We start from the raw sequence: 25,582 nt of genomic DNA on the forward strand, positions 1-25,582 counted from the left end.
TTAAATTTTAGTTAGAATAATTTTCTCGTTCTGTTTTTCAATCATATTTTGATAATATGATTTTAAGGCAACATAATCTTCCGAAAGAACTATGGAAGAATTAATCTGATTTGAAATAGAAATCTGTATAGCATTCCCATTTAAATTAGTCAAATATCTAAAAACGCCCAAGTTCCCATTCATTGTTAATGTAATGGATGGAGGTAAATTCTCCACCTTGTAGCCCTCGGGAATTTGAATATTTATTGCGTATTTATCCTGAAACGGGAAACCATAATCTACAGGATACTCTCTATTTTCCTGCTTAAACGGATTTTGTTTTTTAGTAAAAAACAACATTGGATTAATGTATATTTTCCCTCCTATCAATTCACATAAATTATTGGCTGTAAAAGAATACGTTTCTATTACCGGCAAACTAAAATCTTTTTCATTTTGCAATGAATACTCTTTTATTTCAATTTTATTGTTGGCATTTTCTAATTTTTCAAGATAAGTATCTTCTTTAACACCTTTTATTTCTTCTCTAAAAAGCATCGCATTATGTGCTGTCTTTTGGCTTCTTAACTTTCCTAAAATCTCTCCTTTATCATTAACAGAATAATTCAAAGAATTAAGTTCCACAGCTGCTTTTTTAGGCATTAAATCAACAGAAGATGAAGTTCCGTCTTTACGCACTAATCTTCCTAACCAATTTAAAGCCCTAAAAGGTAAAACATTCGGTGTAGAAAAAGCATCTGATGCATCTAACAAGATCATGTCTTCACCATTTTCAACAGCTGCAATTACATAATTAAAAGCAGTTCTGTTAGGAAAGAACGAAATTCCATTTGACCGGGTACTCACTAAAACCGGATTTGCATTTAAACCTGCATAACGTAACATTGCGGTAAGCATCAAATTGATTTCGGCTATATTTCCTGTCTTATCCTTATAGGCTTTTCTCACACCATCATTACAAGAATAGCCATAATAATCATTCCACTTTACAGTTGATTTTACAAATTTTAATATTGCATTAATTTTCTCATCCTGCGTATTTAATCCCGTAAGTACCGTTTTTAAATCCTCTTCAAAATAACCCGTTTTGTTTAATTCTGGTCCAAAATCATCATACTCATATATTGTTTTTACTACAGCCTCCCAATTAGTTGAGTACATTTTATGCATGGCATTAGGAAACTTAGTCATCGATAATTCCTGCTCTAAACTAGTCGTGTAATTTCTAACATTATTAACAAAAGCCTCTTCTTTAATCGCCGGCATATTTTCGGTTAGATAAGTTGTTCTTGTTTCCGTATAAGAAATATTATCTGTGTTATGATTTGTAGTAACACGTCCCATAAAACCAACCATTTTTTCTTTAAAATCCATATTTATAACCTTAGCAACTTTTGTTTCAGTAATTTTAGGTCTTAAAATTCCTTTTACATTGGTATTAAAAACAAAATATTCAGGAACACAACTAATATATTCCGAATAATTGACAGGAATATCTGATTGAAAATACCAATCTCTTGGATTTCCTATACTAGGTGAATATAATGTGTATTGATATTCAATAACAGAACCTTCTTTTACATTAGGCATTACTATTTTTTTTTGTCCCCAATATTTATTGACATGCTCATCAAATTCCCCATCACTCTTTAACTTTGTTTTTTCTATCTTTCCATCAACTAAATTATAGGTCACTACTTCGGCAAACGAAACCTTTTCTCTTAAATTACTATCTAAATAGTAACGTACTTTTTTATTAGCCCATTCATAACCTTCTTTTTTATATATCTTAATTCTTGTTCTAACTACTAATTCTGTCTCAAAACCATTCCCTTGGTTATACACCATTTTATTCTCTGCTTTTTCAAAAAGCACTGCTGCAACTGCCGATGAATCTTTAGGATGATTTTTTTCTTTCAATTCCTCTATTGAAACTCTTCCCAATCTAAAGTCTTGTGCATTAGAATTAAAAATTATAAAAGAAAACAAAACTATTGTTATTAAAAACCTATTTCTCATTTGGTTTAATTTTTAGTTAGAATAATTTTAGCATTATCATTTCTGGAAACTTGTTCCATAAAAAGACGGTATTGATCATAATCAGTATTAGAATATGACCCTTTATTAACAGATAATGTTCTCTTATAGACTAAGTGTGTAGCATCTTTTTTTATTATCTCTGTCTTATAATCTCCAAACTTTGAATTCAATTCAAAATTAGACGGAAGAAATTCAATGGTATAATTTAATGGCAAGACTACTTCTACCTCATCTATATCTACGTACCCACGCTCAATTTCAAATGGATTTTTACGATTTCTTATTCGTTTCACCGAAGCAGCAAATTGATTATAAGCATTCAGTGTAAAAATCATTTTTGTTCCTGAAACAGTTGCGTAATTAAACGCATTTAAATCTACTTTTTCTACAAATACTACTTTTTCTTTATCATTAGAAAAAGTAATCTTATTTAATTTCAAATTATTAATATTACTCCAATATTCCTTATAATGAGTCTCTCTTTCAATAGGCTGACTATTTTCCAGATTTGCTTTATTACTATATTGAGATCCTTCCGAAGCAATATTTATATTTCCTGAAAAATTGCCTTTCTCATCAATACTGTACCCCCCTTTACTATTTTGTAAATTAGTCTTATCATCATAAATTTTAGTATGAACTATTTCACCCCCGGTTGGTTTTATTACCAGTACAGCTCTGTCATCGGTAAATTTCCCTTGGTAACCAAAAGGATCATCCTGACTAGTACACTCTAACCACACATAATCATTTTCAGTTGGTATTGCCAAAATCATGTGATTTCCCTGCATTGAAACAAAATCTGAAACAATATCTCTTTTATGAGTATCACCATAAAGAATCGTGTTATAAGATGGCACTCCAACAATGTCTAAAAGTGATCTGGTATAATTAGTTAAAGCCTTACAATCACCATATCCCAGTCGATCAACATCATTGGCTAACATTGGTTTCCATCCACCTATACCCACTTGAATACTAACATATCTTGATTTCTTTTGAACATAATCATAGATCATTTTGGCTTTCGCAATAGGATCAATTTCACTTCCTACAAGAGCTTTTATCTTACTGACCGTTTCCGGAGATAACTGGGTAGTTCCTGTCAAAATTTCATCATAATACCATTTTCCAAATTCTTTCCATGACTTTGCAGTTCCATCTTCCCCTTCAAGATTAAAATACTCTAAACCCATTATTAGTTTAGGAAAAATGGCTGAGACATTACAATAAGGTTCCTGCCTTTGAGCTAAAATTCCAGTAGCTTTATAACTCAATTGTGTATCAGTATCAGTCTCTTTTTGAATATTAAAACCTGAGAAATTAAATTCTTTCTTTTTAAAACCAAGGTTATTAGGATGCATTACATTTAAAATACTCTGTTCTACACCCACAAGATAATCCTGAACAGGAAACCAACTAGGTATAAAAGCGGTATTTGAAGTTTCTACTTCACTTTCATAAATTATAGTAAAAGGATACTGTGTAGGTGTGTAATCTAAATAAATATATCTGGAATCCGAAAAGAGTGTACTCCCACTTATAGCACTTACATCTTTAAACTCCTTTCTCCTTATTCTTTTAATTTCATTACCAAAAGCATTAATTATCCTTGCTTCAATATTCTTAACTGAAGTTGTTTTGTCGTAATTTTCAAAAGCATCTATTGCAGACAAACCACTTTCATTAAAAACAGAAACAACTCTTTTTGTTTTAATGTTCATACTCCTCTGAGAAGAAATAGCTACATCTATTTGATACAGTCGAACAATAGCGTTCGCATTTTCTTTTAAACTATCAGCAATAAGCGTAAGAGGATATTCGTTATTTTGTGCCTGAAGTTGTAAGGCAAAAAACATTAAGATGATTGCAAGTTGTATTTTTTTGATTTTCATATAAATTTTGAAAATATAAATAATTTCCAAGAAGAGGTAAAGAAAATAAACACTTTATTTTTTTCTAAACAACTATCTATTATTCTCAAAAATAAAACAAATCATACAAAATACAAGGAAATATTTTTTATTTTTTTTAACAAGAAATCCTTGTTGCAGAATACTACTCGAAAAACTTATTGAAAAAACTGTTTCTATGACAATTTTAAAAACAGATTTTAAAATTATTCGGAAGCAATGAAAACATTACAAACCAACCACATCACTCTCTCCTAATCAACTCCATAAGTGCAGCATGTAATTCATCTGAATCAAACGGCTTAGAAATGTATTTATTAATCCCTACTGCTTTACAGGCTTTGGCTACCGTACTGTTAACAACTGCCGACAGGGCAATAATGGGAATATTCTTTTTAGTATGGTCTTTCAAACTTCTAATGGTCGATGTAGCTTCGTAACCATTCATAACCGGCATCATCAAATCCATTATAATCACATCAAAATCTTCCTGAATAACGACATCAATAGCTAATTGTCCGTTAGCAACCGCTACACAATTCATGTTGAATTGTGACAATAGTTTTTCAACTAAAATTTGATTCATCCGATTATCTTCAGCCAAAAGCACTCTTACAGGTCTGTTCTTATCAATTGGCTTTTTATTTATAAAAGATTTAGAAACAGAAAAATAATAGTCATTTTTAGAAAAAGGGAGTGTAATAATAAATTTCGTTCCATCACCAGGCTTACTTTTCACCTGAATATCTCCTTTCATCAAAGAAACAATTCTTTTAACAACGGTTAAACTAAGACCGGAATTAGAATCATCACTCATTTGGACAAAAGGATTAAAAACTTCCGCTAATTTATCTTCAGCTATTTCTGTTCCGGAATTACTCACAACTATCCGAACAAGATAAAAATCATCTTCTTCATCCTGAAACTTGACTTTCAATCTAATACTACCTTTCTCAGCTGTACCTTGAATGGCATTGTTGATTAAATTGAATAAAATTTGTGTAATCCTGGTCGAATCACCATTAAGGACTGTTGGTAATTCTTCATCAATGGATACTTGAAAATCTATCTGTTTTTGTTGGAATTTTATCAAAAAAGTCTCTTGTACCACACGAATTAACTGATTTATCTGAAACGGTTTATTGGAAAAAACGAGCTGTTTTGCATCCATCTTGACTAAATCTAAGATGTCATTAATAATTACTAGCAAAATAGCTCCCGACATCCGGATATATTCTAATTGATTCTTCTCCTCCGAACCTAATGCAGGATTTTTTAGTAATAAATCTGTGAACCCTAAAATACCATTTAGTGGTGTACGTATTTCATGACTCACATTAAACAGGAATTCATTTCTTGACAATGTTAACTTATCAGTGCGGTCTTTTTCTTCTACTAATTTTTCATTGATGGTTTCTACTAATTTTTTAGAAACCATAGCCGCTTTTAACTCTTCAATATAGGTATTGAAGCCCATACAAAATACATCCAGCTCATCATGCGCATCTGAAATAGGCAAATAATTAAAAAAATCACCCGCAAAGCAATTTGATATTTGCTCAACAATAACAGATGTTCTTTTCTTTTTGGAATCAATTTTCTCAGCCAAAAATAACAACTCATCATAAACATCATCCAGACTATCCCCATAAGTGAGTTGCTCCTGAAACTCATCTTGGTTTATGGAACGTACTAAGGCTAATATTTTTTCCAGTTTAGACATCTAAATCTCTTATAATCAATTTAAAATGAACAGCGTTTTTTTGTTTAACGAAAAAGTAAAATTATTATTACGTATTAAAAAAATAAATATAAGAAATATCTTTTAAAAAAAACAACATCATATTGTTAAATTAAAAAAATATTGCATTAAGTTATAGAATCATGTTCTTTAAGCTTTAGCAACAAAATCGGTATTTACTTATATAAAAGCAGCAACTCACAAATATTAAATAATTTATTGATTATTCTTTTCCTTCAATTCGTTTAACCATTTAACTGCTTCACTTTTTTTAGTAAAACCTTTCAAAGGAACAGAAGCTGATTTCAATTTCATGAATGTATTCAGAATAAATTTAGTTATATGAGAATTCAATATTACAGCACACGCATGTAAATATTCCTGTCCATATTGATCGGCATAATCACGCGCATCTTTGTCATAAGATTGTATACCAGCGAAATCATAACACCAATATTGTTTTTCACCTGCTGATATTTGATGTCTTAAATCTATTAAAGCTTTCAAGTTTTCTTTAGTTCCAATAGTAGGTTTTTTAAATTCAGAATAGAGAATATCATCTTCTATCCAATACTTAATAAAATCATTTTCAACGAATTTAATTACCATTTTATTTTTTTTAATTAAAATTAGAACAACAGTATTTTAAACATCTAAAACTTTAATAATACTGGAATAAACAATACATGTAAACAAATTACAAGTTTTAGGGACAACCTTTATTTTAAAAATTTAACCGCTCAGCGAAGATAACAAATCTAAATTATACATATCATCGACCTTAATATAACCCAAAAGAGCTACTGATTTTGCTCCATATTTTTGTTTTTCATAATCAGCTGTCAAACCTAGGTAGATTTTAGATTTTTCTAAATCATTTCCTCTCTTCACCATACGATACATAATTTGTTTATATAAATGATGTGATTCATTATAATCATAATTCAACCCTAAAATAAGATGACAAATATGATCTTTCCCTAAAAAAGACCATACACAAGCTATTAATTCTTCTGAATCTTTAAGACGAAACTCCATAAACTCCCAATCAGAATATTTAGATATAATTTTTGCAATCTTAACTGGAAAAGAAAAAAAATTAAAAGCTAAATTAACTTTCTTAACATTTAGAAATAACTGATAATGTTTTTCAGCTTCTAAATTTGTTAATGTTTTTTTTATCGTAACATTAAATAGATGTTCATATCTAAAAACGTAGCGATTAATATTTCTAACATTATTTTTTGAATCTAAAAGCGCCAATAATTCCTCTTTCGAATTCCATTTTGGATGACTAACAATATTACTATTAGGCATTTTCATCTGTACATAGCCTTCATCTTTCAATAATGAGTTTAAAGGATGTTCTGCTTCAAAATCTCTTAAGACAACAGCTGTGGCATCAATTTCCTTTTTCACTTTGGCAACAAATTCAAACAAACGATTCGTTGCATTTCTCCACTCAGTATGTTCAACATCCAAATAAACAAAATCTCCTTCACAAAACAAAGACCCCATCGCTAATGTTTTTGAACACAAATAATAAGGATCAGTCTTGCGTACTTCTTCTATTTGTTTCGAAACATTTTCCTGAGCAAGCATATCGTCTTTATAAATTGCCCCGGTAAAAAAAGTAGCCAAAACTATTTTCCCCTTACTATCTCTAACAATAATGTAATGAAAACTCCAGTTCTCTTCCGGTTTTTCATTATTCGAAAAAATTTCTTCCATACACTGCATTCCCGAATGGCTGATATTTCCTCTGTCCTTAAACATCAAGTCCCAATCAGCAGCATTTATAGCGTGTATTGTAGCATATTCTTCAACAATTAAGTTCGAATTATTTTTTGATTCCAGTTTAAAATCATTATTATCTTGTTGAAAATGAAAACCAAATTCTTTATAAACTCTTTCTACACTATCTCCCTCCTCTTCTATAGCTTTAGGCAAATGATATGCTAATACATCGGTTAACAAATCGATATCTGCTTTTGTATTATGACGCGTTAAAGTAAATCGCAAACCGGATTTATCATTAGGAACAACCGGAAATGTAGCTGTGTTTACATAAATTCCTTCTTGCAAAATACGATGCACAAAATTACGGGTTACCTTATTCAAGCCACTTCCAATAAAATAAATAGGAGAATCCGGAGAAGAAATATTCGTGAGATTTTTTTCTTTCAAACGTAGATTCATATAATCCATCAATTCTTTTAATTCGGACTGATAGGTATAAATATCGTCAGACAAATGAATTTTTGCCGAAGCAATAGCAGCTCCAACATTGGCTGGTGACAACGGGTGCGAATAACTTAATGGCCCTCCAAAAATATCAGTTCTTCTATACATCTCTGGGTCGGCAAAAATAGCCGTTCCTCCTACACAACCAAAACCTTTAGCCAGTGTTGATATGATTACAATACGCTCATTAACTCCTAATCGGTCATAAATATAGCCGGCTCCATTTTTTCCAGCCCATCCCATTCCATGCGCATCATCAAAATACAAATGCAATTTTGGGTATTTACCCAATAATCTTTTTAAGATAATGGTATCGGGCAAATCACCGTGCATTGAATACACTCCATCAGCCATATACCAAATACGTTTGTATTTATTGTAGTTTTCCCGAATCATTTCCTCCAGCATTTCATAATTAGAATGCCTGACCATTTTTACTTCTGTCCCTTGTAATTTGGTGTTTTTAGAAGGAAACTGCACACTAAAATGTACTTGTTGGTCAAGAATAATTAAATCATCCGGTTTTATAATTGTAGCAATAACCGAAATATGAGCATTGGATGTTGAAGTATAACAAATCACTTTATTGCCATCAAATATTTGAGACATCAACTCTTCTAATTCCTGAATATATGATGGTCGAATGTATGCTCTGGACATCGATAATTGTGTTCCAAATTTCTTCGTTAATTCGATTGAACCAGCTACTAAATCAGGATGCATCTCTAAACCTAAATACCCACAAGTTCCAAAATTAATTAAATCTCGCCCTTTGATTCTGAATTTCGTTCCATTAAAAGTTTGCTCCTCTGAGTTTATATGCATAATCCCCTTTTCTTTTGCAGAGGTCCACACATTATCAACAACATCCAAATAATTATTATGATTTATCTTTGCCAAAATTCCGAAATTTTAATTAATAATTTGATTTGTTTTTTAGTCATTGTAATAACAACGAAGCAATAACAAACACAAAACTATTTCGGGGCAAAACAGTATTGAATTGTAAAAAACTATCCTTCATGAATACAACCAAATATAACAAAAAAAAGCCCCTATTGGAGCTGTTGCATTTTCAAATCAAGTTTTTCACTCCTTATTTTTACTATCAATTAGTATCGTAACAGGACCATCATTAACCAATGCTACTTTCATATCAGCACCAAACTGACCTGTTTGTACTTTTTTGCCGAGTTCCTGTTCTAATTTTCGAACAAAATTCTCATAAAGTGGAATGGCAATTTCAGGCTTAGACGCTTTTATATAAGAAGGACGGTTTCCTTTTTTAGTACCGGCGTGAAGTGTAAACTGACTAACTACAATAATATCGCCATCAACATCCTGAACCGATAAATTCATGACATCATTTTCGTCTCCAAAAATGCGGATTTTAGCAATTTTAGCTGTAAGCCAATCGATATCTTCTGGTGTATCAGCATCTTCAACACCTACAAGAACCAATAAACCTTTTTGAATGGAAGCTACTATTTGAGAATCAATCGTAACCGAAGCTTCAGCAACTCTTTGAATTACAACTCGCATTAACCTCTGGATTTATCGCTGTTTTTTCGGTCCTCGTCATAAATATCAGTTCGATAATGTTCGTCATCTCCTTCTAATATTTTGAGATAACTATTGTAACGCGACCAGGCTATCTCTTCTTTTTCCAAGGCTTCTTTGACAGCACATTTTGGTTCTTCTTTATGCAGACAGTTATTGAACTTACATTTGTCTTTTAGCTTAAAAAACTCCGGAAAGTAATCACTTATTTCTTCTTTTTCCATATCAACCACTCCAAAACCTCTAATTCCGGGTGTGTCAATAATTTTGGCTCCAAAAGAAAGATCAAACATCTCAGCAAAAGTGGTAGTATGTTGTCCTTGTGAATGCGAATCTGAAATTTGTTTGGTTTTCAAATTCAATCCCGGCTCTATTGCGTTTACCAAAGTGGATTTTCCAACTCCTGAATGCCCCGAAAACATACTCACCTTATTTTTCATTAATAACATCAGTTTATCCAAACCTTTGCGCTCCTGAGCCGAAACGCGCAGACATTGGTAACCTATATTCTCATAAATATATTGTAAATACAGCTGCTCGTCTAAAGCCGCCTCATCAAAAGTGTCGATTTTATTAAAAACCAAAATCGCTTCGATACCATAAGCCTCAGCAGTGACTAAAAAACGATCTATAAAACTGGTAGTTGTAGGAGGATTATTAATAGTTACCAACAAGAAAACAATATCAATATTAGATGCAATAATATGCGTCTGCTTAGAAAGATTAACTGATTTTCGAACAATATAATTTTTCCTGTCCTGAATGGTATTAATCACTCCCGTAACCTGATCGTTAGATTCCTCCAGTTCAAAATCAACACGGTCGCCTACAGCTATAGGATTGGTACTCTTAATACCTTTCATCCTAAACTTTCCTTTAATTCTACACTCCACAAAATTCCCTTCATCGGATTTTACCGTGTACCAGCTTCCTGTTGATTTATAAACGATTCCTGTCATTTGCAATTTTAGATTTCCGAATTCAGATTTTAGATTAGAATGTTTGCAAAGATAAAGGATTTATGGAGGATTTTAATTTTAGAACTCTCTAAAACAAAAAAAATCCCAAAACATAAAGTCTTAGGATTTTATAAATTTAAATTATCGAGTTCTTAAATCACGAATCAATTATCCGTTGATAATTTTTTCTTGGTGTTCGATACTTTCCTGGTGAATTGATTTGAACAATTTAGTGATAAATTCTTCTGACAATCCTTTTTTAGCACCTTCAGCAACCATTTTCTCCTGGATTTCATTCCAACGGTTGTTTTGCAATACTGCAACATTGTTTTCTTTTTTCACCTGACCAATTTCATCAGCTACTTTCATTCTTTTTCCTAAAAGATCTAATAAGTTAGCATCCAAAACGTCGATATTGGTTCTTAATTTTGTCATTTTATTTTCAAAATCGCTATCTCCACTCACTTTTCTTACTTTCAAATCTTTCAAGATTTGTTTCAAAGCATCTGGAGTAACTTGTTGAGCAGCATCAGACCAAGCGTTATCAGGATCAATATGCGTTTCGATAATCATACCGTCATAGTTCAAATCTAAAGCTTCCTGAGTTACTTCAAGAATCATGTTACGGTTTCCTGTAATGTGAGACGGATCGATGATTAATGGCAAATCAGGGAATTTGTTTTGCAATTCGATAGCAATTTGCCACTCAGGAATGTTTCTGTATTTAGTTTTCTCATAAGTAGAGAAACCTCTGTGAATAACTCCTAAGTTTTTGATTCCAGCCATGTGTAAACGCTCAACACCACCTAACCATAAAGCCATATCAGGGTTTACAGGGTTTTTAACCAAAACGATTTTATCAGTTCCAGCCAATGTATCAGCAATTTCCTGAACTGCAAATGGATTAGCTGTTGTACGAGCTCCAACCCATAATACATCGATATCATATTCTAAAGCTAATTTACAGTGAGCTGCTGTAGCAACCTCAGTTCCCATCAACAATCCTGTTTCTTCTTTAGCTTTTTTCAACCATTTTAATCCTATTTCCCCAATTCCTTCAAATCCTCCCGGACGAGTTCTTGGTTTCCAAATTCCTGCTCTGAATACGCTTACATCTGAATTTTTCAGTTCATGAGCAATTTTCAATACCTGCTCTTCAGTTTCAGCACTACAAGGTCCTGCAATCACAAATGGATGATTCAATTTGAAAGCATCCAACCAATTTCTCATTTCTTTGTTGTTTTCCATCTTTTAAAATTTATTTCTTTTTAATTTGTGTTGTATATATTTATTCTTTTTACTCCTATTTTTTAACGCCTATTCCGTTTAATATTTCTCTAATTTTATTGACACTTGCCATTTCTTCGTAAATCGCATTGTAATCATCCTGCACCAATAAATCCCTAAACTGAGTTAGATTCGAAATATACTCTTCTAATGATTCTAAAACCTGAGCTTTATTCTGTTCAAAAATTGGCGTCCACATTGCCGGTGAACTTTTAGCCAAACGTACCGTGCTTTCAAATCCGGAACCCGCCATATCAAAAATATCCTGCTCGTCTTTTTCTTTATTTATCACCGTTTTTCCTAACATAAAGGAACTGATGTGCGATAAATGAGAAACATAAGCAATATGTTTATCATGTGATTTTGGATCCATATAACGAATACGCATTCCCATTTTATTGAAAACCTCTAATGCTTTTTCCTGTAATTTGAAAGCCGTTTTCTCTACTTCGCAAATGATATTTGTTTTTCCTCGAAACAAATCTCTCAACGCTGCCGAAGGTCCTGAAAATTCTGTTCCCGCAATAGGATGAGTGGCAATAAAATTTCTTCTTTTAGGATGATTAGCGATTGCCTGACAAATAGGATTTTTAGTTGAACCTACTTCAAAAACAATAGCATTATCACCAACCAAATCCAATACTTTAGGTAATAACCCAATAGCTACATTTACAGGAACCGAAACAATTACAAAATCTGCCTCAGGCAAATCTTCCATTGTAGTGGCAACATCAATAACGCCTAACTCTAATGCCTGTTGCAAGTGTTTTTCGTTATTGTCTATTCCGTAAATAGTGGCATTCGGATACAGCGCTTTGATGTCTAAAACCATCGAACCACCTATTAAACCAATACCTATTACAAATACTTTCATTTTATTTCTTTAAATTCCAAACTTTTAAAATTCCAAATTCCAAACTTTGATTAATCTAAAATCTGAGATCTAAAACCTAAAATCGGCTTATTGCTTCCTGTACTTTTTCTTCTTTCACACATAATGCAAATCGAATATATCCTTCTCCGTTTGAACCGAAAATAGTTCCCGGTGCAATAAAAATATATTTCTCGTGCAATATCTGATCGATGAACTTCTCAGCCGATTGAATTCCTTCCGGCAATTTTGCCCAAACAAATAAACCTACTCCTTCTTTATAAACTTTACAGCCTAATTTTTCAGCCAATTGCTCGGTTAAAACGCGGCGTTTTTTATATATTTCATTCATGGAATCAAACCATGATTTATCACTTTTTAATGCTTCGATAGCGCCTTTTTGGATTCCAAAAAACATTCCGCTATCCATATTACTTTTCACTCTTAAAACAGCATCAATCAATTCAGCATTTCCGGAAACCATTCCTACTCTCCATCCTGCCATGTTAAAAGTCTTGCTCAGAGAGTTCAATTCCAAAGCTACTTCTTTAGCTCCTTCCACCTGTAACAAACTCATCGGATTGTCATTCAAAACAAAACTGTACGGATTGTCATTGACTAACAATATCTGATGTTTTTTGGCGAAAGCCACTAACTTTTCAAACAAAGCTAAACTTCCTCTGGCTCCTGTAGGCATGTGCGGATAACCTATCCACATCAATTTCACTTTGGATAAATCTAATTTTTCTAAAGCCTCAAAATCAGGTTCCCAATTATTAGCTTCAGCCAAATCATAATAAACTGCTTCTGCTCCAACTAAATTCGTTACCGAAGTATACGTTGGATAACCCGGATTAGGAATTAAAACCTGATCTCCTTCATTCAAAAATGCCATTGAAATATGCATGATTCCTTCTTTCGAACCCATCAAAGGCAAAATCTCCGTATTTGGATTTAACTCTACCTGAAAATTGTTCTGATAAAAATCAGCCATGCTTTTTCGCAACTCAGGCAATCCCTGATAACTTTGATAACCATGTGCATTTACATCCTGCATAGCTAAAGCAACCGCGTCAATCACAGCCTGTGCCGGAGCCAAATCAGGGCTTCCAATCCCCATATTGATAATAGGCTTACCTTCTGCTGCCAATTGTCTTACCTCTCTCAATTTTGATGAGAAGTAGTATTCTTCAACTGTATTTAATCTGTTTGCTGTTGTAATCATTTTTATTCTTTGGCTTTTGAACTTAGTTCAAATTGACAATCTGCTTTTACTGTTTTATTTAAATCAAACTAGGTTTTGTATTGGTATACTCGCCTAACACTTTAAAATATTCTGCCATAATCTCTAACAAAGATTTCGCTTTTGCATAATCTTCATATTTTTCGAAAGTAACATCAACAAAAAAAGAATATTTCCAGGGCGTTTCTATTTTTGGCAACGATTGAATTTTAGTCAAATTCATTTTACAATCGCTCATTACATTCAAAACTGCCGCCAAACTTCCGCGTTTGTGATCCAATTCAAATTTTAAAGAAGCTCTGTTTATCTCTTCTTCCGAAACAAATGAATTCTCCTTTTGAATAATCACAAAACGGGTCATATTGTTTTTAATCGTTTGGATTTCGGGAGCCAGAATTTCCAAATCATACATTTCTGCCGCTGTTTTACTCGCAATTGCAGCAATACCTGTTAATTGTTTCTCCTGAATTCTTCTTGCTGTTTCAGCCGTATCCTTATCTTCTACTAATTTAATATGCGGGTATTTTTTCAAAAAATCCATACACTGCAACAAAGCCATCGGATGCGAATATACTTCGGTAATATCTTCAATCTTCTGACCTCTTAAAGCCATCAGGTTTTGATGAATACTTAAATAATGTTCCCCAATAATGTGCAATTTATTCTTATCAATCAAAGCATAATTAGGAATAATAGGACCTGCAATAGAATTCTCGATAGCCATTACCGCCTGAGTTGACTTCCCAGACAAAAGACTATCTACTAATTCCTCAAAAGACATACATTCATCAACAACTACCTGCTGACCATAATACTCCTGAGCCACCTGATGGTGAAAAGAACCTATTATACCTTGTATTGCAATTTTTGCTTCCATTTATTCAAAAAAAAATCCTGATTTTCATCAGGATTGTATATTAGTTTTATTTGTTTATTTATTTTTCAAATTACCATAGCACAATCCTTATCTCTCGCTAAAGAAATAAAAAGAAAAGCTAAAATAGAAACGGTTATTTGACATCTTAATTAAATATTATTCTCTCGAATGATTATTTTTAACGCTGGCAAATATATAACATATTTCCAACAACACAAAAATATTTTTGTTTTTTTTCAAAAAAAACAAAACAATGCTTTTTCTGTTTATTTTTGTAATCAAATAAAAAAACATGTCAATAGAAGTAAAAAATATATCTAAAAGTTATGGTGACCAAAAAGCTTTGGACAACATTTCATTTTCTATAAAAAAAGGAGAAATCGTTGGTTTTTTAGGTCCAAATGGAGCCGGGAAATCTACATTGATGAAAATATTGACAACCTACCTTGCCTCCGACGAAGGTACAGCATTGGTTAACGGACAAGATGTAAACACTAACCCAAAGGCAGTTCAACTTTCTATTGGTTATTTGCCGGAGCACAATCCGTTATATCTGGATTTATACGTGAGAGAATATCTGGCTTTTAATGCCGATGTTTATAAAATTGCCAAATCCCGCATTGAAGAAGTAATTCAGCTTACAGGTTTAAGCGCCGAAAGCCATAAAAAAATAGCAGAACTTTCTAAAGGATACCGTCAGCGTGTAGGACTAGCAAATGCTTTGCTGCACAATCCTGATGTGTTAATTCTAGACGAACCAACAACTGGTCTAGACCCAAACCAACTTTTAGAAATTCGCAACCTGATTAAAAATGCCGGAAAAGACAAAACGGTTTTTCTTTCCACACATATCATGCAGGAAGTAGAAGCTATTTGTGATCGCGTGATTATTATTAACAACGGAAAAATAGTTGCCGATAAAAAATTAGACCATCTTATTTCGGAAGAAAAAGAACAAATTATCGAAGTCGAATTCGATTATAAAATCGAGGAACAGGCCATTGCTAAAATCGAGAATTTAATTTCTTATAAAAATACGCACGACATGACCTGGGAACTGGTTTTTAAAACCGACAAAGACATGCGTTCTGTAGTCTTTGATTTTGCCACTGCCAATGGCTTGAAAACCCTTCAACTGAATCAGAAAAATAAAAATCTGGAAGCGATATTTAGAGAGATTACGAAGTGATTTTTTCAACCACTTTTAACTAAATAACATCAACCCTAACACCTCACAATTTTCTTTACTCCGTTGGTGATTTTACATCCTCAGGAGCTTTTGTTTCTACACCATCAGTAGCCAACAAAGCCGGAACAGAACGCTGAACATTGTCATTTGGTGTAATCTGAGTTGATGTTGCGGCATTTACAACTGGCTTAGAATTTAATGGTGCACCAACCGCAATATCACAACGATGCCCTGGCTCTCCGTGAGGCGGATTCATTCCTTTTGCAGTTACTACTTTAGACGTGGACATTTTAGAGGTTATTACCTGAGCAGATTGAGGTTTTACATTTGCTTGCCCCACAGAGGTAACACTCTTGTTTGGAGCACTATTCAATGGCGCCCCAACTGCAATATCGCAACGGTGATATGGCTGCCCATGTGGAGGATTAACAGCTGTAACAACAGCCGAAGTCGTGCTCACATTATTTTCACGAAACAAATTATGCTTTTCAACTACTGGAGTTTGCGCGCTTTGATTAGGCAAAACGGTCGTAGTTTGCTGTGTAAAAGGCACTACAATCCCATCTGTTGCTTGTGCTTTCTTAGTGTCATTGTTTTTACAAGAGGTAAAAACAATGACGGTAGCTAAAAATGTATAATAAATTTGTTTCATCTTGAAAAAACTATTACAGTGAACTCAAATATACTATTTTAACAGCTAAAAATCAAAACATTACCATTTCAATTTATATTAATCATTTTTCAATGTAACTCTATTTGATTTCAAACAGACAACAACTCTAATCGACTATTACATAACTTTGAAAAAACTTGTTTATAAACGCTAAGAAAAAAACATTGCACTACATGTTTTTTAAAACCACCTCAAAACCCTAATGACTTAGCCAAATTATCATAACTAAAGAATAAATACAAAAAAAGCATCGCCTTATTAAAACGATGCTCTTTAAATTTATGATAAAAAATTACAACTTAATAGCAAGACTAACTAAAAAATTTATCGTTTTCTGAGGCATTCCCGTTGCGTTCCAGTATTTCTCATTCAAAAGATTGTTCCCTTTTAAAGATATCCTATATTTTGGCTGATCATAAAACAACGCTCCATTCAACAACGTATAAGACGGAAGAACAAACGTATTAGTTGTTTCAAACCAGGAATCACTAACATAATTTCCTCCTACTCCTATTCCTAAACCTTTCATTTTACCTTCTGGCAGAGTGTAACTCGCCCAAATATTAGCCGCATTTTTCGGACTGGCAGCAAGTGATTTTCCTAATAAAGCCGGACTTGATTTAGTATATGTATTTTCATTAAAAGCATATCCTGCAACAATATTTAAGCCCGCAACAGGATTAGCTATAACCTCAACATCAACACCTTTACTATTTTGAGTTCCATCCTGAATAGTATTATTTGTTGCAGCATCTTTATAAGTTGAATTTGTTACCGAAATATCATAATAACTGACAGTAGCATTTAATCTGTTTCTTACTATATCAAATTTCACACCTGTTTCCCATTGTGTACCATATTGAGTATCCAATTTTAACACACTATTATCTGACTGAACCACCGGAGCTAAATTTGTAAAACCATTCATATAGTTTCCAAATACAGATATTTTGTCTTTAATTAATTGATACACTAATCCAAATTTTGGCGCTAATGAGGTTTGTTGATATTCTGAGTTAGCTGTATAAGCTCCTGTTCTTACATCATAAGAACCTTTAGTAGAAAATCTATCTACACGCAAACTCAACATTGCCATTAAGGACGGAGTCAAATTGATAACATCTGAAACATACAAGCCATAAGTCTCCGCTTTAGTTGTACTTGCGCTAAAACCTTTTGCGTATGAAAGATCAATTATTTTTTCTGAATTGAAATCATTTACAGGCTGATTTACATTAATAACATCGTAATTTATACCAGTCACACGATTTAATTCATTGTAAGCATTATTATAATCTAAGCCAATTAACATTCTATTTCTAAGAGATCCTATTTTAAAATCTCCTGTAAAATTTTGTTGCAACTGAATGTTCCCAAATGTTTCAGGAGTTTGATTCCTAATAACTCTGGTGGCTGTAGAATCTGTTAGAACATTCAAATTTGTCCAAAGTAAATGTTTATAATATCCCACTGAACTCAAAAATTTAGTTTCCGATTTCCATTGGTCAGATATTTTATAATCTATCTGCATTCCAAGATTATTAACTCCAATTTCGGCATCTACATCATTATTTCCATAGGAACGATTATAATTTAATTGCAAATCTTTAAAACTCTTTGCTTTAACATTTGTCAAAGAACCTATTGAAATAGTGGTCATCGTATAAGCACTTTTTGTGATATCTAAATCCACAGAGAACTTTAATCGATCAGTTACCTGATAAGAAAAAGTAGGTGCAAAAACATAATTCTTAGCATATCCTTGATCTTGAAAAGAACCTTCAGACTGACCAGCAACATTCAATCTAAATAAAGCTGTTTTCTCCTTATTTAATGGTGTATTTATATCTGCAGTAACTCTGGTAAAACTAAAACTCCCTCCAACTAAACTAACTTCTCCTCCAAAATTCTCATAAGCTTTTTTAGTTACGTAATTATAAACACCCCCAAAAGAAGTATTTCTGGTACCTCCAAACAAAGTACCTGATGGTCCTTTAATAAATTCAACACGTTCTAAAATTGCCGGATTTAATGGATAAACCGGACTCGTATTCATTCCATTAAGCATTCCACTGGTATTAGAAAAACCTCGCATTGTTAGTCCTTGCGAACCACCTGCAGAATAATTCGGGACTGCTCCCGGAACATTTCTGTATATATCGGTACGTTCTAAAACAACTTGTTCCTTCATCAAATCTTTCCCCACTATATTATAAACCTGAGGATTTTCGAGATTCTTTAGCGGTAAACGAGCTACAGATTCCGTCTCTTTCTTTGCAAATTTATTTTTATGACTAAAAATACTCACTTCGTCAAGCTGAGTCAAATCTTCATTTAAAATAATGTCATCAATCGTATTATTTATATCCTTTTTCACCTCGATATTTTTTTCTACAGTTAGATAACCTAATCCTCTTACTATAATAACATTTTGTCCAATTGGTAAATTATTCAAAATAAAATATCCGTTTTCATCAGTATATGCTCTTTTGTTGATTTTTTTAACTACAACAATTACAGTTTCAATTGGTTTTCCTGAAACATCTCTAACGATTCCTGAAACCGAACCTTTGTTAGTTTGTGAATATCCAACAGTAGCGAAAAAAAGCAGTAAGAAACTTAGATAAGTATAATTTTTAAACTTATAAGTTGAAACAAAATCCATTTTATTTATTTTTAGTTAATAAGGTGCAAAACTATACAATAAAAAAACTGTTTCAAAATTATTTTTATTTATTCTAAATTAATACATTATAAAAAAGCATAAAAAAACCCGTATAATATTTATACGAGTTCAAAATTTGATATTAAAAAACCTGACTTGCTATTTGATAAATATTGTCAGATTTACCCATCGAATAATAATGCAAACAAGGCACACCAAATTCCATTAACTCTTTAGATTGCTGAACTGCAAATTCTACTCCAATCTGACGAACGGCTGCGTTGTCTTTTGCATTTTCAATAGCACTAATCAATTCTTCCGGCATATCCAGCCAAAAAACCTGAGGCAATAATTGCAAATGACGTTTCACTGCTACCGGTTTGATTCCCGGAATAATTGGCACTGTAATCCCAATAGCACGAGCCGCTTCAACAAATTTAAAATAACGCTGATTATCAAAAAACATTTGGGTTACAATATAATCGGCACCGGCATCTACTTTTTCTTTCAGTCTTTTCAAATCGGCTTCAAGACTTGGCGCTTCAATATGCTTTTCAGGATAACCTGCAACACCCACACAAAAATCAGGTGCATTTTGAATAGGCAATTCACCATGCAAAAACTTCCCATTATTCATGGCTTTGATTTGTTTTACTAAATCAACCGCATAAGCATTTCCTCCCACTGTAGGCTCAAAATACTTCTCCCCTTTCATTGGGTCGCCTCGTAATGCCACTAAATTTTCTATTCCTAAATAATGACAATCTACCAATAAATATTCTGTCTCCTCTCTTGTAAATCCGCCACACAAAACGTGCGGAATGGCATCTACACCATATTTATGTTGGATAGAAGCACAAATTCCAACTGTTCCCGGACGCATTCGAGTGATACGACGATCAAAAAGTCCATCTTTTTCAATGTACACATATTCTTCTCTCGAAGTCGTTACATCAATAAAAGGAGGCTTAAACTCCATTAAAGGATCTATATTAGCATATAAATCTTTAATATTACTTCCTTTTTGAGGCGGTACAATTTCAAAGGAAAACAAAGGTTTACCTTTTGCTGCTTCTAAATGTTGTGTTACTTTCATTTCAAGTCTTAAAGTTTGAATGTCAAAAGTCAGCGCTTTGGACTATATGACTATTTTTTTAATCTGCAATATTAGGACTTAACCATTTTACGGCTTTGTCAGTTGAAATACTTCTACGTTTGGCATAATCAACAACCTGATCTTCTTTTATTTTCCCCAGTCCGAAATACCTGCTTTCTGGATTTCCAAAATAATACCCCGAAACTGATGAAGCAGGCCACATTGCCATACTTTCTGTCAAAGTCACACCAATCTTTTCTTCTACTTTTAATAGTTTCCAAATGGTTGGTTTTTCCAAGTGATCCGGACAGGCAGGATAACCAGGGGCAGGTCGGATTCCTTTATAATTTTCCTTAATTAATTCCTCATTAGACAATGATTCTTCGGCATCATAACCCCAAAACTCTTTACGAACTTTTTCATGTAGGTATTCTGCAAAGGCTTCAGCTAAACGATCGGCCAAAGCTTTAACCATAATCGAATTGTAATCATCCAAATTATCGCGATAAGCATCCGCCCATTCGTCTACTCCAAAACCAGTTGTTACACAGAAAGCGCCCATGTAATCGGTTACTCCATTATCTTTTGGCGCAATAAAATCCGCCAAGGCAATATTTGGAGCGCCTTTGGTTTTTTGTGATTGTTGACGCAAGGTTAGGAATTTTTCTAATTCTCTTCCATTTTCATCATACAATTGGATATCATCATCATTCACTTGGTTTGCGGGGAATAATCCATAAACACCTTTGGCCTGTAATTTCTTTTCTTTCAAAATCACATCCAGCATTGCCTGAGCATCTTTAAACACTGACGTTGCCTGCTCTCCTACTACCTCATCCGTTAAGATCGCAGGATATTTTCCGTGCAATTCCCATGTTTGAAAAAATGGCGTCCAATCGATGTAAGGCACTAAAACATCCAAATCTATTTCAATAGTTTGTACCCCAATCTGCTTTGGTTTTACTGGTGAATATTGCTCCCAATCCAATTGTAATTTATTTTTACGGGCATCTTCAATTGACAGGAAATTTTTATCTCTCGAACGATTTAAGAACTGCTCTCTTAAATTATCATATTCTTCACGAATAGCAGTCGTATACGTTTCTTTATTATCATCTAATAAATTTCCGGCTACTGTTACTGCTCTCGAAGCATCGTTTACGTGAACTACGGTTGCTTTGTATTGCGGTGCGATTTTCACAGCGGTATGTGCGCGTGAAGTTGTAGCTCCTCCAATCATCACCGGTATTTTCATATTGCGTTTATCTAGTTCTTTGGCCAAAAACACCATTTCGTCCAGCGAAGGCGTAATCAGTCCGCTCAAACCAATAATATCTACTTCGTGTTCTAAGGCTGCAGCAATAATTTTTTCAGGTGGAACCATTACCCCAAGGTCAATGATTTCGTAATTATTACAGGCCAACACTACCGAAACAATATTTTTACCAATATCATGAACATCCCCTTTTACGGTTGCCATTAATATTTTTCCATTTCCTTCCTTATCTCCTGCTTGTTTTGAAGCTTCAATAAATGGCAATAAATAAGCCACCGCTTTTTTCATTACACGAGCCGATTTAACCACCTGTGGCAAAAACATTTTTCCGGAACCAAATAAGTCCCCTACTACGTTCATACCAGCCATTAAGTTGATTTCGATAACTTCGATAGGTTTGGTTGCAGCTAAACGTGCTTCTTCTACATCTTCTTCAATAAAAGCATCAACTCCTTTTACCAAAGAGTGTGTAATTCTTTCCTGTACGGTTCCTGAACGCCATTCCTGTACTTCGGCTTCTGTGTTTTTAGAACCTGTTCCTTTTACACTTTCAGCAAAATCCAATAAACGTTCCGTAGCATCATCACGTCTGTCCAAAATTACATCTTCAACATGTTCCAATAAATCTTTCGGAATATCGTCATAAATAGTCAACATCTCCGGATTCACAATTCCCATGGTCATACCAGCCTTGATAGCATGGTATAAGAAAACCGAGTGCATGGCTTCACGTACCACATCATTTCCACGGAAAGAGAAAGAAACATTACTCACACCTCCACTGATATGTGCGTGTGGTAAATTTTCGCGAACCCATTTAGTTCCTCTGAAGAAATCCAAAGCATTCAAACGGTGTTCTTCCATCCCGGTTGCTACCGGAAATATATTCAAATCGAAAATGATATCCTGTGGTGGGAAGTTTACTTTGTTTACCAAAATGTCATACGAACGTTGGCAAATTTCAACACGACGCTCGTAATTATCCGCCTGACCTACCTCGTCAAAAGCCATCACTATTACCGCAGCTCCGTAACGCTTAATCAATTGGGCGTGATTAATAAAAGCCTCTTCTCCTTCTTTTAACGAAATCGAGTTCACTACACATTTCCCTTGTACTACTTTCAATCCAGCCTCAATAATGTGCCATTTCGAACTGTCAATCATAATAGGTACACGGGCAATATCCGGTTCGGCAGCAATCAGGTTTAAAAATTTCACCATTGCATATTCACCATCAAGCATTCCCTCATCCATATTAATATCGATGATTTGTGCTCCACCTTCTACCTGCTGTCTGGCGATATCTAAGGCTTCATCGTATTTTTCTTCTTTAATTAATCGAAGAAATTTTCTGGAACCTGTTACATTGGTACGCTCACCTATGTTTACAAAAACACTCTCCGGCGTAATAATTAACGGTTCTAATCCCGATAAAACTAAATTTCTTCTTGCTTCTGCTTCTGCCATTTTTTTATTTTTTTATGCCAACGGTATTCATTCCGTTTTCATTTATCATCTTATTTCATCAACGGATTTAATCCGTTGCTACAAAATGTATCGTTCCTACGGAACTTTATTTTTTTACTCGTGCTAGTCATTGCGAGGAACGAAGCAATCTCACTATCTAAATCCTCATTTTTGTCATTCCGACGAAGGAGGAATCTCATCCTTTGCTCTCGTTATGTGATTCATTCGTCCCTCGGACTCGAGCGCGAGCGAACATGCGAAGCAATGACAAAACCTTTATATTTTTATTCTCTTTATGAACACGGATTTAAAAACTTAATTCTTGTTTTTTCAAAGTATATTCTTTTTCAATTTCATTTAAAATCAAAAACAATTTTTCAAAGCACTCCTCATTGATTTCGTTAAACTCTTTTTTCTTTTTACGAAGATAAAATGATAATCGTTCTTTTCTAATTTGTTTAAAATTTTCAACATTATCAGTATTTTGTAATATAATCTTTGAATAAATTGGATCATAAAACATCTCAATCATATCTAATTCTTTGTCAAAATAAGAATACCGATGAACAATAATATTTCTTTTTTCATCTGAATATTTTTTTAAAACATTATTTAACTCATAAAGAGAATTCATTAACTCACTATAACCATCAACCTCACTTATTTTTTTTAATACTTTATCTTTTTTAACTTTACTATCATCAAAACCAAAATTAAAAATGGCATTCACTAATTGAAGAATACGATCATAAAGAGAATCCAATCTAATGAAATAATTTTCAATATTGTAAGACAAATGATAACCTCTTCCAATTTCATTTTTATTGTCATCTCTAAAATTAGACAATAATTTTACAGCTCTTTCAAGTTGACAACAAAGTCCAAATAAATGAACAGAATAAAAAGACGTATAACGAATATAATGTTCTGAATCAGACATGTCATTTTCATTTTTATCAACTATATATTTATCAGACACTTTAACACCTTTTAAGAAAGGCTTTGTATCCTCAATCATTTGCTGATAAAAACTATGCATTATTAAAGCATCTGTATTCATCTTTTCAAATTAAATTCCCACGCTGATGCGAGCATCTTACTCGTACCCATTTTCAAACATACCTACAAGGTTAAAAAAACCTTACAGGAAAAATTACAAACTCGCTGTCGAAACTCTCGGCTTATAATCCTTAGCGATATCTGCAATTAATCGGATATGATCTGGCGTTGTACCACAACAACCACCAATGATATTAATTAAATTATCATCCAGATAACTCTTAATTTGTGCCTGCATTTCCTGTGGTGTTTCATCATATTCTCCAAAAGCATTTGGCAATCCCGCATTAGGATGCGCCGACACATTAAAAGATGTATGCGAAGACAGGGTTTGCAAATAAGGTTTCAACAAATCGGCACCTAAAGCACAATTAAAACCAACACTTAACAACGGAATATGTGACACCGAAATCAAAAATGCTTCCACCGTTTGCCCGGAAAGCGTTCTTCCGGAAGCATCGGTAATCGTTCCTGAAACCATGATTGGAATATCAATTCCACGCTCTTCTTTTACTTCTTCGATAGCAAAAAGAGCTGCTTTAGCATTTAGGGTATCGAAAATCGTTTCTACCAACAACAAATCACATCCGCCATCCATCAAAGCTTCTACCTGTTGCTTGTAAGCAATACGCAAATCATCAAAAGTTACCGCTCTGTATCCCGGGTCATTTACATCCGGAGACATCGAAGCTGTACGGTTTGTTGGCCCGATAGAACCGGCTACAAAACGAGGTTTTTCCGGATTTTTGGCTGTGAATTCATCGGCTACTTTGCGAGCAATTTTAGCCGACTCGTAGTTCAACTCGTAAACCAAGTCTTCCATGTGATAGTCAGCCATACCAATTGTGGTTCCTGAGAAGGTATTGGTTTCTACAATATCTGCTCCTGCTTCAAAATAAGCAGCATGAACTTCGGCAATGGCTTTCGGTTGGGTAAGCGACAATAAATCGTTGTTTCCTTTTAACGGATGTGGAAAATCCTTGAAGCGTTCGCCTCTAAAATCTTCTTCCGAAAAATTGTAGCGTTGCAACATGGTTCCCATTGCTCCGTCGAGAACGAGTATTCTTTTTTTGATTTCTTCCTGAATGCTTGGCATAACTTATTTTTTATTTTCCTGCAAAGTCTGTTTTGACCTTGTAGGTATCTAATTCTATACTAATACCTACAAGGTTTTTAAAACCTTGCAGGAGTAAATTTTCCAAAAACAATTGTGGCTCTATAGCCCCGATTCTAGTGGAAATCCTTGTGGCGGCAGGCATTTATGCCGACACAAGATTAAAGCGAAAAGCGGGAACTATATTCCCTAAAATGCCTTATGCTGTGCTCCTAATTATTTTCCAAATTTGGAAATGCAAAGTAAAGCAATAGCCTTACCACTTGCAAGTGATAAGGCTATTTATAATTGTAAACAACTAGGTGTTT

19 protein-coding genes are annotated in these 25,582 nt (G+C 33.6%); 2 read left to right on the plus strand and 17 right to left on the minus strand.

Translation table 11 applies throughout. The features are described 5' to 3' along the window. The 3 genes from IEV84_RS00820 to IEV84_RS00830 form a co-directional block, all read right to left on the minus strand. Window positions 1-2,019, minus strand: coding sequence for a DUF3857 domain-containing protein (locus IEV84_RS00820; protein WP_188491495.1), 2,019 nt, complete (start codon window positions 2,017-2,019; stop codon window positions 1-3). Window positions 2,020-2,024: 5 nt separating this feature from the next. Next, entirely contained in the window at window positions 2,025-3,935 is a 1,911-nt protein-coding gene (locus tag IEV84_RS00825; RefSeq protein ID WP_188491497.1) for a DUF3858 domain-containing protein, read from the minus strand. 262 nt (window positions 3,936-4,197) lie between these two features. Next, a complete protein-coding gene (locus tag IEV84_RS00830) occupies window positions 4,198-5,676 on the minus strand; it encodes a response regulator (protein WP_188491499.1) in 1,479 nt (492 codons plus the stop codon). Between the two features lie 153 nt (window positions 5,677-5,829). On the opposite strand from IEV84_RS00830, the gene IEV84_RS16605 reads away from it, so the two are divergent. Continuing rightward, a complete protein-coding gene (locus IEV84_RS16605) occupies window positions 5,830-5,943 on the plus strand; it encodes a hypothetical protein (protein WP_188492936.1) in 114 nt (37 codons plus the stop codon). Here the strand turns inward: IEV84_RS16605 and IEV84_RS00840 are convergent. From IEV84_RS00840 to IEV84_RS00875, 8 genes are all read right to left on the minus strand, one after another. Then, the gene (locus IEV84_RS00840) at window positions 5,911-6,303 is read right to left on the minus strand and encodes a DUF7793 family protein (RefSeq protein WP_188491501.1); all 393 of its coding nucleotides are present in this window, start codon (window positions 6,301-6,303) and stop codon (window positions 5,911-5,913) included. The two genes, IEV84_RS16605 and IEV84_RS00840, sit on opposite strands and share 33 nt — an antisense overlap. Window positions 6,304-6,426: 123 nt before the next feature. Further along, window positions 6,427-8,838 carry an aminotransferase class I/II-fold pyridoxal phosphate-dependent enzyme gene (locus tag IEV84_RS00845; RefSeq protein ID WP_188491503.1) on the minus strand — a complete coding sequence of 804 codons (2,412 nt, stop codon included), beginning with the start codon at window positions 8,836-8,838 and terminating at the stop codon, window positions 6,427-6,429. Between the two features lie 189 nt (window positions 8,839-9,027). Then, entirely contained in the window at window positions 9,028-9,480 is a 453-nt protein-coding gene (gene dtd / locus IEV84_RS00850; protein ID WP_188491505.1) for a D-aminoacyl-tRNA deacylase, read from the minus strand. Further along, complete coding sequence (rsgA, locus tag IEV84_RS00855; protein WP_188491506.1) at window positions 9,480-10,457, minus strand: ribosome small subunit-dependent GTPase A; 978 nt, start codon at window positions 10,455-10,457, stop codon at window positions 9,480-9,482. Before rsgA ends, dtd begins: the two co-directional genes overlap by 1 nt. A gap of 168 nt (window positions 10,458-10,625) precedes the next feature. Continuing rightward, a complete protein-coding gene (locus IEV84_RS00860; protein WP_188491508.1) occupies window positions 10,626-11,705 on the minus strand; it encodes a bifunctional 3-deoxy-7-phosphoheptulonate synthase/chorismate mutase type II in 1,080 nt (359 codons plus the stop codon). A gap of 55 nt (window positions 11,706-11,760) precedes the next feature. After that, window positions 11,761-12,618 carry a prephenate dehydrogenase gene (locus IEV84_RS00865; protein WP_188491510.1) on the minus strand — a complete coding sequence of 286 codons (858 nt, stop codon included), beginning with the start codon at window positions 12,616-12,618 and terminating at the stop codon, window positions 11,761-11,763. Between the two features lie 76 nt (window positions 12,619-12,694). After that, window positions 12,695-13,840, minus strand: coding sequence for a pyridoxal phosphate-dependent aminotransferase (locus tag IEV84_RS00870; protein ID WP_188491512.1), 1,146 nt, complete (start codon window positions 13,838-13,840; stop codon window positions 12,695-12,697). A gap of 58 nt (window positions 13,841-13,898) precedes the next feature. Continuing rightward, the gene (locus tag IEV84_RS00875; RefSeq protein WP_188491514.1) at window positions 13,899-14,735 is read right to left on the minus strand and encodes a prephenate dehydratase; all 837 of its coding nucleotides are present in this window, start codon (window positions 14,733-14,735) and stop codon (window positions 13,899-13,901) included. Between the two features lie 292 nt (window positions 14,736-15,027). Here IEV84_RS00875 and gldA point away from each other — a divergent pair, with 292 nt between their 5' ends. Further along, the gene (gene gldA, locus IEV84_RS00880) at window positions 15,028-15,924 is read left to right on the plus strand and encodes a gliding motility-associated ABC transporter ATP-binding subunit GldA (RefSeq protein ID WP_188491516.1); all 897 of its coding nucleotides are present in this window, start codon (window positions 15,028-15,030) and stop codon (window positions 15,922-15,924) included. A gap of 55 nt (window positions 15,925-15,979) precedes the next feature. Here the strand turns inward: gldA and IEV84_RS00885 are convergent, their stop codons facing one another. The 6 genes from IEV84_RS00885 to IEV84_RS00910 form a co-directional block, all read right to left on the minus strand. Continuing rightward, a complete protein-coding gene (locus IEV84_RS00885; protein ID WP_188491519.1) occupies window positions 15,980-16,576 on the minus strand; it encodes a hypothetical protein in 597 nt (198 codons plus the stop codon). 313 nt (window positions 16,577-16,889) lie between these two features. After that, window positions 16,890-19,262, minus strand: coding sequence for a TonB-dependent receptor (locus IEV84_RS00890; protein WP_188491521.1), 2,373 nt, complete (start codon window positions 19,260-19,262; stop codon window positions 16,890-16,892). Window positions 19,263-19,404: 142 nt separating this feature from the next. Then, window positions 19,405-20,358: a methylenetetrahydrofolate reductase [NAD(P)H] gene (gene metF, locus IEV84_RS00895; RefSeq protein WP_188491523.1), complete on the minus strand. Its 954-nt coding sequence runs from the start codon at window positions 20,356-20,358 to the stop codon at window positions 19,405-19,407. Between the two features lie 58 nt (window positions 20,359-20,416). Then, window positions 20,417-23,101 carry a methionine synthase gene (gene metH / locus IEV84_RS00900; RefSeq protein WP_188491525.1) on the minus strand — a complete coding sequence of 895 codons (2,685 nt, stop codon included), beginning with the start codon at window positions 23,099-23,101 and terminating at the stop codon, window positions 20,417-20,419. A gap of 307 nt (window positions 23,102-23,408) precedes the next feature. Next, entirely contained in the window at window positions 23,409-24,161 is a 753-nt protein-coding gene (locus IEV84_RS00905; RefSeq protein ID WP_188491527.1) for a Cthe_2314 family HEPN domain-containing protein, read from the minus strand. A 93-nt stretch (window positions 24,162-24,254) separates the two neighbouring features. After that, window positions 24,255-25,256 (minus strand): homocysteine S-methyltransferase family protein, encoded by a 1,002-nt coding sequence (locus tag IEV84_RS00910; RefSeq protein ID WP_188491529.1) that lies wholly within the window; start codon window positions 25,254-25,256, stop codon window positions 24,255-24,257. Between the last annotated feature and the right edge of the window lie 326 nt (window positions 25,257-25,582).

The sequence above is a fragment of the Flavobacterium palustre genome (assembly GCF_014639535.1).
GTDB classification, from domain to species: domain Bacteria; phylum Bacteroidota; class Bacteroidia; order Flavobacteriales; family Flavobacteriaceae; genus Flavobacterium; species Flavobacterium palustre.

Coding starts and splice junctions, on each gene's coding strand:
- metH (WP_188491525.1), bottom strand. CDS start 23,101: ATGGCAGAAGCAGAAGCAAGAAGAAATTTAGTTTTATCGGGATTAGAA.
- IEV84_RS00825 (WP_188491497.1), bottom strand. CDS start 3,935: ATGAAAATCAAAAAAATACAACTTGCAATCATCTTAATGTTTTTTGCC.
- IEV84_RS00875 (WP_188491514.1), bottom strand. CDS start 14,735: ATGGAAGCAAAAATTGCAATACAAGGTATAATAGGTTCTTTTCACCAT.
- metF (WP_188491523.1), bottom strand. CDS start 20,358: ATGAAAGTAACACAACATTTAGAAGCAGCAAAAGGTAAACCTTTGTTT.
- IEV84_RS00865 (WP_188491510.1), bottom strand. CDS start 12,618: ATGAAAGTATTTGTAATAGGTATTGGTTTAATAGGTGGTTCGATGGTT.
- IEV84_RS00905 (WP_188491527.1), bottom strand. CDS start 24,161: ATGAATACAGATGCTTTAATAATGCATAGTTTTTATCAGCAAATGATT.
- IEV84_RS00860 (WP_188491508.1), bottom strand. CDS start 11,705: ATGGAAAACAACAAAGAAATGAGAAATTGGTTGGATGCTTTCAAATTG.
- IEV84_RS00820 (WP_188491495.1), bottom strand. CDS start 2,019: ATGAGAAATAGGTTTTTAATAACAATAGTTTTGTTTTCTTTTATAATT.
- IEV84_RS00870 (WP_188491512.1), bottom strand. CDS start 13,840: ATGATTACAACAGCAAACAGATTAAATACAGTTGAAGAATACTACTTC.
- rsgA (WP_188491506.1), bottom strand. CDS start 10,457: ATGACAGGAATCGTTTATAAATCAACAGGAAGCTGGTACACGGTAAAA.
- IEV84_RS00885 (WP_188491519.1), bottom strand. CDS start 16,576: ATGAAACAAATTTATTATACATTTTTAGCTACCGTCATTGTTTTTACC.
- gldA (WP_188491516.1), top strand. CDS start 15,028: ATGTCAATAGAAGTAAAAAATATATCTAAAAGTTATGGTGACCAAAAA.
- IEV84_RS00910 (WP_188491529.1), bottom strand. CDS start 25,256: ATGCCAAGCATTCAGGAAGAAATCAAAAAAAGAATACTCGTTCTCGAC.
- IEV84_RS00840 (WP_188491501.1), bottom strand. CDS start 6,303: ATGGTAATTAAATTCGTTGAAAATGATTTTATTAAGTATTGGATAGAA.
- IEV84_RS00830 (WP_188491499.1), bottom strand. CDS start 5,676: ATGTCTAAACTGGAAAAAATATTAGCCTTAGTACGTTCCATAAACCAA.
- dtd (WP_188491505.1), bottom strand. CDS start 9,480: ATGCGAGTTGTAATTCAAAGAGTTGCTGAAGCTTCGGTTACGATTGAT.
- IEV84_RS00890 (WP_188491521.1), bottom strand. CDS start 19,262: ATGGATTTTGTTTCAACTTATAAGTTTAAAAATTATACTTATCTAAGT.